12 protein-coding genes are annotated in these 14,618 nt (G+C 69.4%); 9 read left to right on the top strand and 3 right to left on the bottom strand.

Annotation, left to right across the window (positions count from 1 at the left end):
- Positions 1-581: 581 nt before the first annotated feature.
- Positions 582-1,766 (top strand): tRNA-intron lyase, encoded by a 1,185-nt coding sequence (locus B378_RS0113160; RefSeq protein WP_017344236.1) that lies wholly within the window; start codon positions 582-584, stop codon positions 1,764-1,766.
- A 27-nt stretch (positions 1,767-1,793) separates the two neighbouring features.
- On the opposite strand, the gene B378_RS0113155 is transcribed toward B378_RS0113160, so the two are convergent.
- Positions 1,794-3,635, bottom strand: coding sequence for a bacterio-opsin activator domain-containing protein (locus B378_RS0113155; protein ID WP_026046292.1), 1,842 nt, complete (start codon positions 3,633-3,635; stop codon positions 1,794-1,796).
- A gap of 346 nt (positions 3,636-3,981) precedes the next feature.
- On the opposite strand from B378_RS0113155, the gene B378_RS0113150 reads away from it, so the two are divergent.
- The 5 genes from B378_RS0113150 to B378_RS0113130 are packed head-to-tail and all read left to right on the top strand — an operon-like array spanning position 3,982 to position 11,382.
- A complete protein-coding gene (locus B378_RS0113150; protein WP_017344235.1) occupies positions 3,982-5,025 on the top strand; it encodes a 4Fe-4S dicluster domain-containing protein in 1,044 nt (347 codons plus the stop codon).
- Positions 5,026-5,029: 4 nt separating this feature from the next.
- Complete coding sequence (nrfD, locus tag B378_RS0113145; RefSeq protein ID WP_017344234.1) at positions 5,030-6,301, top strand: NrfD/PsrC family molybdoenzyme membrane anchor subunit; 1,272 nt, start codon at positions 5,030-5,032, stop codon at positions 6,299-6,301.
- On the top strand, positions 6,298-9,555 hold the full coding sequence (locus B378_RS0113140; protein ID WP_017344233.1) for a molybdopterin-dependent oxidoreductase: 3,258 nt from the start codon (positions 6,298-6,300) through the stop codon (positions 9,553-9,555). Before nrfD ends, B378_RS0113140 begins: the two co-directional genes overlap by 4 nt.
- A 5-nt stretch (positions 9,556-9,560) precedes the next feature.
- Positions 9,561-10,277 (top strand): molecular chaperone, encoded by a 717-nt coding sequence (locus B378_RS0113135; protein ID WP_017344232.1) that lies wholly within the window; start codon positions 9,561-9,563, stop codon positions 10,275-10,277.
- Between the two features lie 25 nt (positions 10,278-10,302).
- Complete coding sequence (locus tag B378_RS0113130; RefSeq protein WP_017344231.1) at positions 10,303-11,382, top strand: Mrp/NBP35 family ATP-binding protein; 1,080 nt, start codon at positions 10,303-10,305, stop codon at positions 11,380-11,382.
- Between the two features lie 126 nt (positions 11,383-11,508).
- Here B378_RS0113130 and B378_RS0113125 read toward each other — a convergent pair whose 3' ends face one another.
- Positions 11,509-12,009, bottom strand: a complete 501-nt coding sequence (locus tag B378_RS0113125; protein ID WP_017344230.1) for a hypothetical protein — start codon at positions 12,007-12,009, stop codon at positions 11,509-11,511.
- Positions 12,010-12,138: 129 nt separating this feature from the next.
- Here B378_RS0113125 and B378_RS0113120 point away from each other — a divergent pair, with 129 nt between their 5' ends.
- From B378_RS0113120 to B378_RS0113110, 3 genes are all read left to right on the top strand, one after another.
- On the top strand, positions 12,139-12,741 hold the full coding sequence (locus B378_RS0113120; RefSeq protein WP_017344229.1) for a hypothetical protein: 603 nt from the start codon (positions 12,139-12,141) through the stop codon (positions 12,739-12,741).
- A 66-nt stretch (positions 12,742-12,807) separates the two neighbouring features.
- Positions 12,808-13,110, top strand: coding sequence for a ribbon-helix-helix protein, CopG family (locus B378_RS0113115; protein ID WP_017344228.1), 303 nt, complete (start codon positions 12,808-12,810; stop codon positions 13,108-13,110).
- Entirely contained in the window at positions 13,111-13,605 is a 495-nt protein-coding gene (locus B378_RS0113110) for a hypothetical protein (protein ID WP_017344227.1), read from the top strand.
- Between the two features lie 49 nt (positions 13,606-13,654).
- Here B378_RS0113110 and B378_RS0113105 read toward each other — a convergent pair whose 3' ends face one another.
- Positions 13,655-14,551: an NmrA family NAD(P)-binding protein gene (locus tag B378_RS0113105; RefSeq protein ID WP_017344226.1), complete on the bottom strand. Its 897-nt coding sequence runs from the start codon at positions 14,549-14,551 to the stop codon at positions 13,655-13,657.
- Positions 14,552-14,618 lie beyond the last annotated feature (67 nt).

The raw sequence follows: 14,618 nt of genomic DNA, 5'->3' as shown, positions 1-14,618 counted from the left end.
GATCCAAAACGGTCGGGAGGGTAGTGACAGTTGCTTATAAATAGCGGCCGCGGTGGCGTGCGCCTGCGAGCGGCCGCCCTCGGCGGCCGCGAGCCAGCACGCGCGAGGGACGCGGCGAACGCGAGCGGCGAAGCCGCGAGCCGTGAGCCGCGAGGCTGGGGAGGCGTGAGGCGCGGTTGCGGTGCGGTCGGGTGGGACTCAAAGGGGCAGCCGGGAGGCGGGCGCAGGCGTTCACGAGAGCGAAGCTCTCGTGAGCCAATCAGAACGCGGGGCGTTCTGATGACGACGCAAGGACCACAGGGAGCGAGCAGCGCGAGCGACCGAGGACCGCAGCGAGCGTGCGCCCGCCTCCCGGCTGGGGCTTTGGAGGTATCCGTCGTCGATCCGCAGTCGATTATTTATAAGTGAGCGGCTGGGGATTTGGCGGTGTTCGCCGCCGATATGCTGCTAATCACATATAAACAGCCGTCGGCAATGCTTGAAACTCGCATTTATAAACGACTTCCGTCCCGATCGGACAGACCACAGTCAAGCGCGTATCGACCGCAACCCCCTTCCCTCGGCCGGCCGCGGTGACTGATATGCAACCGACGGGACACCTGCGGGGCGACGCGGTCCGCGTCGGCGGGGACGCCCGCCAGCGCTTCTACGACGCCCGGGGGTACGGGCGGCCGCTCGACGGGAACGAGATCGCGCTCTCGCGGGTCGAGGCCGCCCACCTGCTGTTCCGCGGCGACCTCTCCGGGATAACGCTGAGCGATGATTCAGATCCCGTCGGCTTCGAGCGCTTCTTCGTCGCGAGCGCGGCCGCGGCCGACCGCTTTGCGGTGCGCTTCCTCGTCTACTCCGACCTCCGCGACCGGGGCTTCTACCTCTCGCCCGCCCGCGAGCCGTGGCCGGGCGGGGATGACGCCCCGAGCGACGCGGTCGACTTCGTCGCCTACGAGCGCGGCGAAACGCCCGACACGGGCAACGTGAAGTACCCGATACAGGTCGTCGGCGAACGCGAGTCCGTCGCGGCCGCGGAACTGGCCGGGCGCACCCTCGCGGTCGTCGACGAGGAGTCCGACATCACCTACTTCGCGGCCGAAGCGGGCGGCATCGAGGGCGCGACCGACTACGAGCCGCCGAGCGACCTGACCGGCGTCCTCCTCGCCGACCGCGTCGTCGTCTGGGACGCCCCCGAGGACCTCTACGAGCGCGGCTTCTACGGCCGGCCGCTCACGGGGCGCGCGGCCGACGTGGAGGGCGCGCTCCAGCTCTCGCTCGTCGAGGCCGCATCGCTCGCGGCAGACGGCCGGCTGTCGCTGTCGGCGTCGGTCGGAGACGACGGGGAGGACGACGCGGACGACGGGACCGCGACCGCACTCGACGCCGCCGCTCTGGTCGTCGCCCGCGGCCGCGACGTGGAGGGCGAGCGGTTCGACCGCCGGCTCGCGGTTTATAGGCGCCTCCGGGCGGCGGACGCGGTGCCGAAGACCGGGTTCAAGTTCGGCGCCGACTTCCGGACGTACCTCGACGTGGAGACGGTCGAGGACCTCCCGCACTCCGAGCACCTCGTGCGCGTGGTGGGACCGGACCACGAGTTCTCGCCCCGGGAGCTCTCGCTCGACGTCCGGCTCGCGGGCGGCGTCCGCAAGGAGATGGCCTTCGCGCTGACGGCAGTCGGCGACGGGCGCCCGGCGGAGAGCGGGGGTGACGACGGCGACGACGCTCCGATCGACGCCGACGTGGCGTGGCTCTCGGTCGACCGGCTGACGCCGTAGCCGACCGGAGCCGGTCCCCGCGGACAGCTACGACACCGTGACGGCGTCGTCGAACAGCGCGGCGAACAGCTTGTTCTCGGCCGCCCGGAGGTGCTGTGTGAACGTCGTCTGTGAGATGTCCATCATCGACGCAACCTCCTCGCCCGTGTGCTCGCGGGGCCACTCGAAGAACCCGGCGTAGTGCGCGGTGCGCGCCGCCTCGCGCTGTCGGTCCGTCAGCGCCCCCGCTAACTGCTTCCGGAACCCGGCCTCGGTCTGGACGTCCCGCTCGCGCTCGCGCTGCGCGACGAGCGTCAGCCCGTCGTACGCCGTCTGAAGTGCGTCGACGACGGAGCGGATGTCGTTCGAGCTGGCGACGTGCGCGACCAGCGTCCCGCTCGTCCCGGCGACCGAGAGCGACTCGACGCCCGCGCCGTACTGCGCCAGCGTCGCGACGATCGACCGCTCGCCGAGCGAGAACCGGAACAGCGAGCGTCCCTCGTGGGTGTAGACGTGCTGTGCCGCGTCGACGCCGTCGGCGCCGGCGGCGTACTCGGAGACGGCATCCGGTTCGGCGTCCGCGACCGTGACGTACTGGACGCGGTCGTCTTCGCCGCCGCCGACGTGCTCGACGTCGACCGTACAGTCCAGCTCCGCCGCCATGGTCGCCAGCGGCTCGTCGATCCCGGTCAGCTGGAACTCCAGCTCGGTGACGCTGTCCGCGGCGAGCGTCCGCTTGCTCTCGACGGCGCTGATCGCGTCGGCGACGGTGCGGCCCAGTTCTGCGAAGATGTCGCGCTCGATCAGGTCGAACGCGTCGGCGTTGCGGGTCATCACGACGAGTACGCCGTATTCCGCGCCGCGGTACGCGAGCGGCACCACGACGCAGTGCGACTCACCGGGACATCCGGCGAGGTCGTCGTCGTCGACCTCGGTGAACACCGGACGGGAGGCGTCGAGCGCCGCCTCGATCGGCGTCGGGTCGGTGGCGCACAGCGTCTCGATGTGGCCGTCGAGCGCGTCGACGTCGGCCCCCGAACACGAGCGCGGACTGACGGTGCCGTCGACGAGCCCGCGTCCGCCGGTCCAGGCCACGTCGAAGAGCTCGGCGGAGGCGAACTGCTCGCAGACGGCGGCCTCGATCTCGGCTCTCGTCGACGCGGCGACGAGCTCCCGGTTGACGTCTCGCAGCACCTCATTCGTGTTGTTCAGGAGGGCCAACCGCTCGTTCTGGTCCTCGATGCGCAGCTCGCGTTCCTTCCGTTCGGTGACGTCGCGTTCGATCGCGACGTAGCGGTCCACCTCGCCGTCCTCGGTGATCGGCGCGATCGTCGCGTCGATCCAGCAGAGCTCCCCCGACTTCCGGCGGTTCGTCAGCTCTCCCTCCCACACCGACCCCGACTCGATCTGCTCCCAGAGCCCCTCGTAAAACTCGTCGTCGTGTTTCCCCGACTGCCAGAGTCGGGGATTCTCGCCGACCACCTCGTCCGGTCCGTACCCCGTGACCGTTTCGACGGCCGGGTTCGCGTACTCGATGGTGCCCTCCGGGTCCGTGAGGAAGATCGCGTGCCCGGCGTGTTCGATGGCCTTCCGGAAGCCCCGAAGCCGCTCGTTCGCCCGCTCTAGCCGCGCTTTGACGGCGTCCTCCTCGTCGACGTACTCGGAGAGGTAGTACACCGTCAGGAGGGTGAGCCCGCTCACGACGAGCCCGGGGAGCTCCTCGACCCCCGTGGTCGCCGTCCGGACGGTGAGCAGCTGCCGGAGCGTCATGAAGGTCAAAAGCAGCGTCAGGAAGCCGAACCGCCGATCGCGGGTGCTCGCGAGCAGCAGGACCGAGTAGCCGACGCCGAGCAGCCGAAGCCCGATCGAGAGCGCGATGATCCAGTTCATCCGCTCCGTTCCCTCCCTCGGCGGACCGTCGTCTCTGCCCCGCCGGTCGTTCGTCCGCTTCGGTACGGTGCGTTCATGTCCGGGGGGTGTCCGTTCTCGGTGATAATATCGGCGGTCGCCGTCGCGGGGCGCGAAACGGTCGATCCGGCCGACCGATCCCCCCGATCCAAACAGTATTGGTACCCGGAATATGGGGTGTTCCCTCGGAGAGCGGCCGGGGCAAACTGTATTGGTATCACCCTTTCCACCGGGGTCTGCGTACGTTCACGCGTATGACCTCCAGGACTAACCGGCCGGCGCGGAACCGAGCGCCCGTCGGCGAGACGACCGGCGACGGGTGGTGGCGATGAGCACCGCTGACGACGGGGACACCCTCCCCGGCATCCCGAACGTCGGGAAAGCCGACCTCGACGCGATGGTGGAAGCGGAGCGGCCCGACCCGCGGGAGGAGCTCGCGGACGTCGAGGCGGACACCGACCTCGGCGTCGCGATGGCCGAGGACGCGCAGCGCGTCGCTCGCGGCGAGATCACCGGCGACGATTACTGGGAGAAGTACGACGAGGCCGCCGCCGCGGAGTTCGGCGAGGCGTACCGCGAGACGCCGAACCCGGCGGTCGACTCGGGCGACCAGACGGTCTCGACCGAGACGGCCGAGTCGCTCAGCTGTGCCGTCGGGTCAATGGACACGTTCTCGACGGAGACGGCGCAGGTCGAGGACGAGGCGGGAGACGAGTCGGACGGGGGGATCGGCGCGGGCGACGAGAAGTGGGGGATGGTGATCGACCTCCAGAAGTGCGTCGGCTGCGACTCGTGTACGGTCGCGTGCAAGTCCGAGAACCGAACCCCGCCCGGGGTCTCGTACAACGTCGTGATGGAGGAGGAACACGGCGAGTTCCCGAACGTCACGCGGACGAACGTGCCGCGCCCGTGCATGCAGTGCGACAACCCGCCGTGCGTTCAGGTGTGTCCCGTCTCGGCGACGTACAAGATGGACGACGGCGTGGTCAACATCGACTACGACCGCTGTATCGGCTGTCGGTACTGCAACATCGCCTGCCCGTACGGCGCGCGGTACTTCGACTTCGGCGAGAACTACGACGACGAGGTCGAGGGGGCGGGCGAGGTCACGAGCCCGGAGTACGGCGTTGACCGCGGCCCGCGCGAGGAGGGCGAGTCGCCGATCGGCAACATCCGCAAGTGTAGCTTCTGTACGCACCGCCTCGAACGCGGCGAGGAGCCGGCCTGCGTCGAGACGTGCGTCGGCGACGCCCGGAACATGGGCGACCTCGAGAACCCCGACAGCGAGGTCGCGAAGATGGCCGACTCGTCGCGCGCGTTCCAACTGAAAGAAGACGAAGGGACCGACCCCAACGTCTACTACCTCAAATAGACCCATGGCGACACAGAGTCCACACGTCGAGTTCGACCCGGGGTTCGAGGACGACCGGCTGCGCGTCGCCTGGTACGCGGTCATCGGCGTCCTCGTCGCCGTCGGCGCGTACGCGACGTACTTCCGGCTCACGGAGGGGATGGCGAGCACGAACCTCACGAGCATCGTCCCGTGGGGCGCGTGGGTCGCGTTCTACATCTACTTCGTCGGCCTCTCGGCCGGCGCCTTCCTCGTGAGCACGATGGCCAACGTCTTCGAGGTCGAGGGGATGCACCGGATCGACCGCGACGCGCTGTTCGCGGCCGTCATCAGCATGGCGGTGGCGCTGCTGTTCGTCTGGATCGACCTCGGGCGGATGGACCGGATGTACTTCCCGTTCCTCTGGCGCCAGCTGACCTCGGCGCTCTCGTGGGAGGTCCACGCCTACGTGGCCTACATCGGGATCTTGATCACGGAGCTGTACTTCTCGATGCGGATCGACCTCGCGCGGGTCGCCGAGCGCACGTCGGGGCTCAAAAGGCGGTTCTACGCCGCGCTCGCGCTCGGCCGGCTCGACACGAGCGAGGCGTCGCAGGCGTTCGACCGACGCTGGCTCAAGCGGGCCGGCGTCGTCGGGATCCCGCTGGCGATCTTCATGGTCCACGGCGGCACCGGCGTGCTGTTCGCCGTCTCGAAGGCCCGTCCGTACTGGAACAGCGGACTGTTCCCGGTGATATTCGTCGTCTCGGCGCTGCTCAGCGGGACCGCCTTGGTGATGCTGATCTACGTGCTTCGGACCCGGCTGTTCGACGGCGAGTCGGTCGACCCGGACCTGCTGGATCGACTCGCACAGCTCGTGATCGGCTTCATCGTCATCGACGCCGCGCTGACCGCCATCGAGACGTTCATCGCGATCGCCAGCCTCCACCCCCACGAGATCGAGACCTGGCAGGTGATCATGTACGGCCCGATGTCGTGGTCGTTCTGGTGGTTCATGGTCGGCTTCAGCTGGGTGTTCCCCATGGTGTTGCTGAGCAAGCGGTCATGGCGGCGCTCGCCCTCGGTGATGGTTCTGGCCGGGCTGAGCGTCGTCGTCGGAATCGTCGCGGTGCGGTTCAACATCGTCGTTCCGGCGCAGGTCATGCCCGTGATGGAGGGGCTCCCTCACGGGTCGTACTTCCCGACCCTCGTCGAGTGGGGAACGAGCGTCGGCATGATCGGCGTCGGGCTGCTGTTGTACACGCTGGGCGCGGAGACGCTTCCGTTGACCCCGCTTTCCGGAGGTGACCACGAATGAGTTCCGACGATTCGGGCGAGGGCGGCGCGGGGGTTTCGCGTCGCGACTTCGTCAAGGCGGCCGGGAGTATCGGAGTTATCGCGGCGGCGAGCAACGCCGCGGTCGACGTGGACGTCGACGACCTGTGGACCGACGACGAACACCACTACGTCGGCGACGAGTACGGCGAGTACGGCGCGAGCGACGTGATACACACAACCTGCGGCCAGTGTAACACGTTCTGTCCGATCAAGGTCAGGCTCGCGGACGGGAGCGGCACCGGCGAGTACAGCTCGCTCGTCCGGAAGCTCGCCGGAAACCCGTACTCGTTCCTCACCACGCAACCGTTCTCGCAGGTCCCCTACGACAGCGACCCGGAGGACGTGGCGATGGGCGACGTCGATGGGAGCGGCGACGTCGACACCGACCGCTGGTCGCTTTCGGGCGGCCGGATCTGCCTGAAGGGACAGGCGGGCATCCAGACGGCCTTCGACAGCTACCGCGTCCGGCAGCCGATGAAGCGGGTCGGCCCGCGGGGCTCGGGCGAGTGGAAGACCGTCTCATGGGACGAGGCGATCCGGGACATCGTCGAGGGCGACGACGAGCTCGGCCACCCCGGGCTCGAAGACATCTGGGGGTACGCCCCGCAGGAGGCGGTGATGAGCGACTGGGAGGCCGTTCAGAGCGGCGAGCTGTCCAAGTCAGCGTTCGACGAGAAGTACGCGGACGACCTCATCGACACCGACCACCCCGACCTCGGCCCGAAGTCCAACCAGATCGTCGACGTCGGCGGGTTCCGGCGGAACTTCATCCGCAACCGGCTCTGGCATCAGGGGCTCGGGTCGATCAACAGCATCCACCACGCGGGGACCTGCGGCGTCTCGAGCGTGATGGGCAACGTTCGGTCGCACGCCGCCCAGAAGAAGCGGCAGTACCCGGACGTCGAGAACTGCGAGTACCTCATCGCGTGGGGGACCAACCCGATGGTCGCCAACAAGGGCCCGACGTGGCTCGCGCCGAAGCTGACGAACGCCATCGAGGACGGGATGCGGATGGACGTCGTCGACCCGCGCCTGTCGAAGACGGCCGAGAAGGCCGACACGTGGGTGCCCGTCGAACCCGGCGCGGACGGGGCGCTCGCGCTCGGGATGGCGCGGTGGATCATCGAGAACGACCGCCACGACCTGACGTACCTCCAGAACCCCTCGCGGTCGGCCGCGAGCGACGACGACGAGCCGACGTGGAGCGACGCGACACACCTCGTCCTCGTCGACGAGCCGGCGGGGCCGAAGGCGCACGCCGCCGACCTAGGACTCGTCGACGAGGACGACGAGGCCGCCGACGACTTCGTCGCCGTCGACGCGGCGACGGGCGAGCCGCGCCCCGCGAGCGAGGTCGACACGGCGGTCCTCGACGTCGACGTGACAATCGACGGGACGGCGGTCCGGAGCGTCTGGAGCCAGTACCGCGAGCGCGTCTTCGAACACACCGTCGAGGAGTACGCCGAGATGGCCGGCGTACCGGCCGAGCAGATCGCCGAGATCGCCGACGAGTTCACCAGCCACGGCAAGCGGGCGGCGATCATGGCCTACCGCGGGCCGGCGAAGCACACCAACGGCTTCTACAACACGCGGGCGATCGCCACCCTCCAGCACCTCATCGGGAACTACGACTGGAAGGGCGGCCAGATCACGCCGTACGCCGGCTACGACACCATGTCGGGCCGGTACGAGCTCGGTTCGGTCCCGGACGGCCACTCGCCGTGGGGGATCCCCCTGCTCCGCGGCGGCGTCAACTACGAGGACACCTCGCTTTTCGACCGCGACGACGGCTACCCGGCGAAGCGGCCGTGGTTCCCCGTCGCGCCGCCGCAGGCGACCCAGGAGCTCTACGGCAGCGCCGCCGACGAGTACCCGTACGGCGTCGAGGCGCTGTTCATCCGGCCGTACTCGAACAACCACGTGATGGCGGTCGCCGGCGGCGACGAGATCCCGGCGATACTGAAGGACACCGACACGATCCCGCTGATCGTCGCCTCGGACACGGTCATCGGCGAGACGAGCCAGTACGCCGACTACATCCTGCCGGAGCCGACCTACCTCGAACGGTGGGAGAACTTCGGGACGTACCCGAACAAGCGGCTGGCCGACGAGAAGATCAGCCAGCCGGCGGTGTCGGTCGTCCCGAACGCGCGTCCGTTCGAGGACGTCCTCGTCGAGCTGTGGTCGGAGCTCGACCTCCCGGGAGTCGGCGAGGACGCCGTCCCCGACGCCGACGGAGACCTGTGGCCCCTCGAACGGGCCGAGGACTTCTACCTGAAGCTCGCCGCCAACATCGCCTACAGCCGCGACCCGGTCGCGGACGCGAGCGAGGACGAGCGGCGGGTGTTCCGCGAGAGCCACGAGAACGGCCTCGGCGAGGCGTTCGACCTCGACCGCTGGAAGGCTGCGGTCACCGACGAGGAGTGGCCGAAGGTCGTCACCGTGTTGAACCGGGGCGGCCGCTTCGAGGAGCCGACCGAGGGGTACGACGAGGCGTTCGCCGAGCACGGTCACGACTACGACTACGCCGAGCGCGCGGACGACTCGAACGCCTACGACGGCGAGCACATGCGGTACAAGCTCGAGTCCCGCGTCGACTTCTACAGCGAGGTCGTCCCGAACGGGAAACACTCCTTCACCGGCGAACGCTTCGACCCGCTGCCGCGGGTCGACGACGTCGAACACTACGACGGCACCGTCCAGGCCGCGGTGAGCGGCGACGATGACCGGGAGCGCCCGCTCCGGCTGATCAACTGGAAGCCGCGGACGCAGGGCATGCACCGCACCCAGAACAGCCCGTGGCTCCGCGAGACGCGCCCCGAGAACCCGCTGTGGATCAACCCCCGAGACGCCGAGGAGCGGGGCATCGAGAACGGCGACGAGATCGCTATCGACGCCGGTCGCGAGACCGTCGACGGGGTCGCGATGGTCACGAGCGGCATCCGGCCGGGCGTCGTCGGGGCGATGTGGGGCTGGGGTCGGACCGGCGACGGGGCGACGGCCCAGACAGTTGACGGCGAGACGCGGCCGGCGGTCGAGGCCGACGGCCACAGCGACTACCAGTTCGACGAGCCGATGAGCGAGGAGGCCGGGTACGCGAAGGGCCGCGACGCCGGCTTCGCGATCAACCACGTCCAGCCGTTAGACGCGCGACTCGGCGACACCGGTCTCTCGGACCTGGTCGGCGGGAGCAACGCGCAGTACGACGCCTTCGTCGACGTGGAGCGGCGGTGATCAGCATGTCCGAAACCGCTCACGAGGACTTCGACGAGACGGCGACCGCAACGGCCCGCGCGCGGCTGTACGGGCTGCTGGCGGCGACCTTCGACGGCGAGGCCGAGACGACCGCGGCCGCGATCGACGAGGGAGCCTTCGCCGCCGTCGCCGAGGCGTTCCCGATCGACATCGAGACGGCGCCCCTGCGCGGCGACGAGTACGACGCGGACGCGCTGAAGATCGGGTACGACAACCTGTTCGTCGTGCCCGGGAGCCACTACGTCCCGCCGTTCGCGTCCGCCCACGCGGTCGACCCGAGCGAGGAGTTCGAGTCTGACTCGCGGTACCACACCGCCGGGGAGGCCGGCGAGCTGCTCGGAGACCCGGCCGCCGACATGGCTGAACTGTACGCCGTCGGCGGGTTCTCGCCCGAGCGGGGCGACGACATCCCCGATCACGTCGCCGCCTGCTTCGAGTTCATGCGCGCCCTCTGCGAGCGGGAGGCGGCGCTCCGCGACGGCGACGGAACCGAGTCGGACCTCGACGCGGTCCGCGAACTCCAGGCCCGGACGCTCTCGCGGCTGGGCTGGATCGACCGGTTCGAGGAGGCCGTCGCGAGCCGCGACACCGCGGAGGGCGTCTTCGCCGCGATCGCCCGGCTCGCGCGGACGTTCACCGCGTGGGACGCGCGAGAAGTCGTCGACGCCGACGCGCAGCCGTCCGAGAACATGACCGCGTAACCACGCCACCGTAACCACACCACCGATGACAACTACCACCATCTCAGACGCAGACTTCCGTGATCGCCTCCGCGCCGTCGACGACCCGGCGCTCGGGACGGACATCGTCAGCGCCGGCCTCGTCACCGACGTGACCGTCGACGACGGGACCGCCGCCGTCGAGCTCGCGCTCGGTGCGCCCCACGCGCCGGACGAGGCCGCCATCGCGGACCGCGTCCGCGAGGTCGCCGCCGACGCGGGGATCGACGTCGAGCTCTCGGCGAACGTGCCGCTGTTCGACGCCGCCGAGTCGTCGGTCCTGCCGGGCGTCAAGAACGTGATCGCCGTCGCCTCCGGGAAGGGCGGCGTCGGGAAGAGCACCGTCGCCGTCAACCTCGCCGCCGGCCTCGCGGACCGCGGGGCGAACGTCGGGCTGTTCGACGCCGACGTGTACGGCCCGAACGTCCCGCAGATGCTCGGCGCCGACGCCGAGCCGGACGTGGCGACCGTCGACGGCGAGGAGCGGATCGAGCCGCCGACCGCGCACGGGCTCGAACTGATGAGCGTCGGCCTGCTGATCGACGAGGACGACCCGGTCGTCTGGCGCGGCCCGGTCGCACAGAACACGCTCACCGACCTCTTCGACGACGTGTCGTGGGGGTCGCTCGACTACCTCGTCGTCGATCTGCCGCCGGGGACCGGCGACGTCCAACTGACGGTGCTTCAAAATCTCCCCGTCACTGGGACGGTCGTCGTCACGACCCCCCAGTCCGTCGCGGTGGGAGACACCCGCCGGGGCGTCCAGATGTTCGGGGAGTACCGGACCAACGTGTTGGGCGTCGTCGAGAACATGAGCGGGTTCGTCTGCCCCAGCTGCGGGGACACGCACGAGATCTTCGGCGAGGACGGCGGCCGGACGCTGGCCGACGCGGTCGACGTCCCGTACCTCGGATCGCTGCCGCTGGACCCGGCCGTCCGCGCGGGGGCCGACGACGGCGAGCCGATCGTGTTCGGTGACGACGGCGACACCGCGGCGGCGTTCCGGGAGTTGGCGGCGACGGTCGCGAACAAGGTCGGCGTCCTCCGGCGTCACCACCGACAGCGGGAGAGCGAGGGGCCGACCTGAAGCGGGAGGCGCCGCCGGCGCCGACGACGACGAAGCGTTCGCGTGGGCGGTATAGCGCGAAGCCGGCCCTGAGACGCCGCCGAGCGGAGATGAATCGGCCCGCCATCGGCCGGCTGACGCCGTCGTTCACGCCTCCGCTATCCGGAAGGAGACGACGTAGGTCCGACCGTCCGCCCCGAGCGAGAAGACGTACTCGCCCGGTCGGTCGAGCACCGCGTCGCGGCGGTCCGACGCGTCCGGCGCGGTCGGGTCGTAGCGGACCTCCCACGTCTCCGTCTCGCCCGGGGGCAGCTCCCGCACGGTCAGGTTGTGGGTGCCCGCCGGGGCGTTCGCGGCCGTCTCCCACTCGGGGGCGTCCGCTCCCCGCTCCGCGGCGTTCCGGAAGACGACCCATTGGTCCGGGTTGACCGGCACCGTTCCGTCCCCGACGTTCGTGGCGGTGACGCGGACGGTCTCGGCGTCTCGTTCGAGGGACAGCGAGAGCCCGCCCGCCCGTTCGTCCGGACACACCGGGTCGTCGACCCGCTCGCCGTCCGGTCCGATCGCGGGACAGGCGGGCGAGCCGGCGGACAGGCAGCCGGCGAGGACGACGAGGCAAGCGACCGCGACGAGTGCGAACCGAGACATACCCGGGACGACCGCTCGCCGTTCAAAAGGGGTGCCGGAGGCTACGACGATCGCTTGAGCCACCGCGTCCGGGCGCGAGCGCCGTCAGAGAGCGGGAGCTTTTTCCGGCGGTGACGCCCTTCGCAACCCATGGACGATCCCTCCATGTTCCCGTCCGAGTCGGACGAGTACGACATCTCGACCGTCGACCTCAGCGACGACCGCTACGAGGTCAAACAGTCGCTGGTCCGGAACAAGTACACCGTCCGCGACAGCGCCGGAAACGTGGTCCTCCGCGGGAAACAGAAGATGTTCAAGCTGAAAGAGGAGTTCCCGTTCGTCACCGGCGACGACGAGGACGCCTTCTCGGTGAAGGCGGGCGGCATTATCGACGTCGGCGGCAACTACGCCATCGTCGACGCGGGCACCGGCGAGGAGGTCGTCGTCTTGGACGAGGACTACTCGCTGTTCGTCGAGAACTGGACGATCCGCGACCCCGACACGGGCGAGGCGCTGGCGACGATCGAATCGAAGAACAAGCTGCTCTCGGGGCTCCGCCACCTCGTCGGGGCCGCGAACCTGATCCCGAACAAGTACGAGATATTCGACGCGGACGGCGGCCACGTCGGCGACATCGAGGGACAGTTCTCGATGCGCGACGCCTACACGGTCACCGTCGACGACGCGAGCGACGTGCCGAAGGAGGCGGTCGTCGCCGCGGCGTGCATCCTCGACGCTCTAGAGAACCAGTAGCGGCGGTCGGGGCAGCCGGTCGGTAGCGGCGACACGATTTTTACTGCGTACATACAACGTGTGTACATGAGCACGAAGCGCGTCAACTTCCGGCTCCCCGAGGAGCTGGTGGAGCAAGCGGACGTCGCCGCGGAGGTGACGCACAAGGACCGGACGGAGATACTCATCGAGGCCCTCCGGCGGTACTTAGCCGAGATAGAAGACGACGAGGAGTTCCGCGAGGCGGTCGTCGAACTGTACCTCGACGGCACCGTCGGATTCGATACGCTCGCCGAAATCGTCGGACGGCAGGATGCGGAGGCGGTCCGCGCCTCGAAGGAACTCCTCGACGACGGCGAGACGCTCGCCGACGACCTCGCGGACCTGTGAATGCTGGTCGCAGACACGAGCGCGTTCGTCTCGCTCGCGGTCGGCGAGGTCCTCGGCGTCGTGGTCCGCGAGTTCGAGGTCGTCACCACGGAGACCGTTCTCGGCGAGCTCCGAGAGACCGCCGAGTACGACGACAGACACGGTGACGCCGCCGGCCGGGCATTGGAACTGATCGAGGATATCGACGTGCGCTCCGTCGTCGACGAGAGCGAGGGGATCATCACGAGCCGAATCGACGAGGGCGAGGCGAGCTGCGTCGCCATCGCCCGCGAGACGGGCGCAGAATTCCTGATCACCGACGACTACAGGGCGCTCCCGGAGCTGCGGGCGGCGGTCGACGCTCGGGTCGCGCTGTCGCCGATCGTGCTCCGCGCGTTGGTCAAACGCGACGCGCTCAGCGAAGACGAGGCACGGGCGGCGTTCGAGACGATCGCAGAGCAGCGGGACTGGCTTGAGGCACCGATCCACCGGTACACGCGCGAGCTGTTCGAATGAGACTCGCCGACCGCGCGTCGGATTCGGTGGACCGTCACCCCGGCCCGCGCTACGCGCGGAACTCGTCGGCGTAGTCCGCGACGAACTCGCGGACCGTTCTCGGCGGTCGCCCCAGCAGCGTCTCGATGTCGTCGGTCGTCCGTCCGGAGAATCCTAGTCGAACGACCGAATACTCCGCGACCATGAACACGACGAATCCCGGAGAGAACCCGCGTCGATACATCTGCCGCGCGAACGTCAGCCGGGACGGGTCGGCGTACTCGATCGGCCTGTCGAGCACGTCCGAGAACACCCCGGCGACCTCGTGAAAGTCGAGCGCGGCCGGGCCGGTAAGGTCGTACGCCCGGTTCCGGTGTCCGGGGTCGGTGAGGACGGTCGCGGCCACCGCGGCCACGTCCCGCGCGTCGGTGAAACTCAGGACGCCGTCCCCCGCCGGGACGTATATCTCGTTGCGGTCGACGATCTCCGCGCGGTGGATCTCGCTCAGGTTCTGGGCGAACCACGAGGCGCGGAGGAAGGTGCACGCGAGGTCCGTCCCCGCGAGGTGCGTCTCGATCCGGCGATGCGGAAGGATCGGGAGCTTCCCCGCGCCGAGGATCGACAGGAAGGCGACGTGCTCGACGCCTACCCTGTCAGCGGCGTCCGCGAACTCGGTGATGTCGCTCACCGCGCTCCCCGGCGGGTACAGGAGGAAGAGTCGGTCGACGTCCGCGAGCGCAGACCCCCACGTCTCGGGGCGACCGAGGTCGAACTCGACGTACTCCAGCCCCTCACCGAACTGTTCGCGTGCGTCGTCCGGGTTCCGAGTCGCGAGCCGGACCGACGCGTCCCCGTCCGTGAGTTTCCGGACGAGGGGCTCGCCGACGGTGCCGGTCGCGCCGGTGACGAGGACGCGGTCCGCGGTCGGTCGCCCCGAGCTTTCCTCGCCGGTGGCGGCGCGTTCCATACGTCCCGTTCGCGCCTCGCGTATAAGATATTCAGCCCCGATCCGCGCACGAACGGCCCGCCGGCGT

This window comes from Halorubrum sp. T3 (assembly GCF_000296615.1).
Lineage (GTDB): Archaea > Halobacteriota > Halobacteria > Halobacteriales > Haloferacaceae > Halorubrum > Halorubrum ruber.
This window is presented reverse-complemented; position numbering and strand designations above follow the sequence as displayed.

Bases quoted from the DNA above. Each gene is read 5' to 3' on its own strand.
- B378_RS0113160 (WP_017344236.1), top strand. From the start codon at position 582: ATGCAACCGACGGGACACCTGCGGGGCGACGCGGTCCGCGTCGGCGGG.
- B378_RS0113155 (WP_026046292.1), bottom strand. From the start codon at position 3,635: ATGAACTGGATCATCGCGCTCTCGATCGGGCTTCGGCTGCTCGGCGTC.
- B378_RS0113150 (WP_017344235.1), top strand. From the start codon at position 3,982: ATGAGCACCGCTGACGACGGGGACACCCTCCCCGGCATCCCGAACGTC.
- nrfD (WP_017344234.1), top strand. From the start codon at position 5,030: ATGGCGACACAGAGTCCACACGTCGAGTTCGACCCGGGGTTCGAGGAC.
- B378_RS0113140 (WP_017344233.1), top strand. From the start codon at position 6,298: ATGAGTTCCGACGATTCGGGCGAGGGCGGCGCGGGGGTTTCGCGTCGC.
- B378_RS0113135 (WP_017344232.1), top strand. From the start codon at position 9,561: ATGTCCGAAACCGCTCACGAGGACTTCGACGAGACGGCGACCGCAACG.
- B378_RS0113130 (WP_017344231.1), top strand. From the start codon at position 10,303: ATGACAACTACCACCATCTCAGACGCAGACTTCCGTGATCGCCTCCGC.
- B378_RS0113125 (WP_017344230.1), bottom strand. From the start codon at position 12,009: ATGTCTCGGTTCGCACTCGTCGCGGTCGCTTGCCTCGTCGTCCTCGCC.
- B378_RS0113120 (WP_017344229.1), top strand. From the start codon at position 12,139: ATGGACGATCCCTCCATGTTCCCGTCCGAGTCGGACGAGTACGACATC.
- B378_RS0113115 (WP_017344228.1), top strand. From the start codon at position 12,808: ATGAGCACGAAGCGCGTCAACTTCCGGCTCCCCGAGGAGCTGGTGGAG.
- B378_RS0113110 (WP_017344227.1), top strand. From the start codon at position 13,111: ATGCTGGTCGCAGACACGAGCGCGTTCGTCTCGCTCGCGGTCGGCGAG.
- B378_RS0113105 (WP_017344226.1), bottom strand. From the start codon at position 14,551: ATGGAACGCGCCGCCACCGGCGAGGAAAGCTCGGGGCGACCGACCGCG.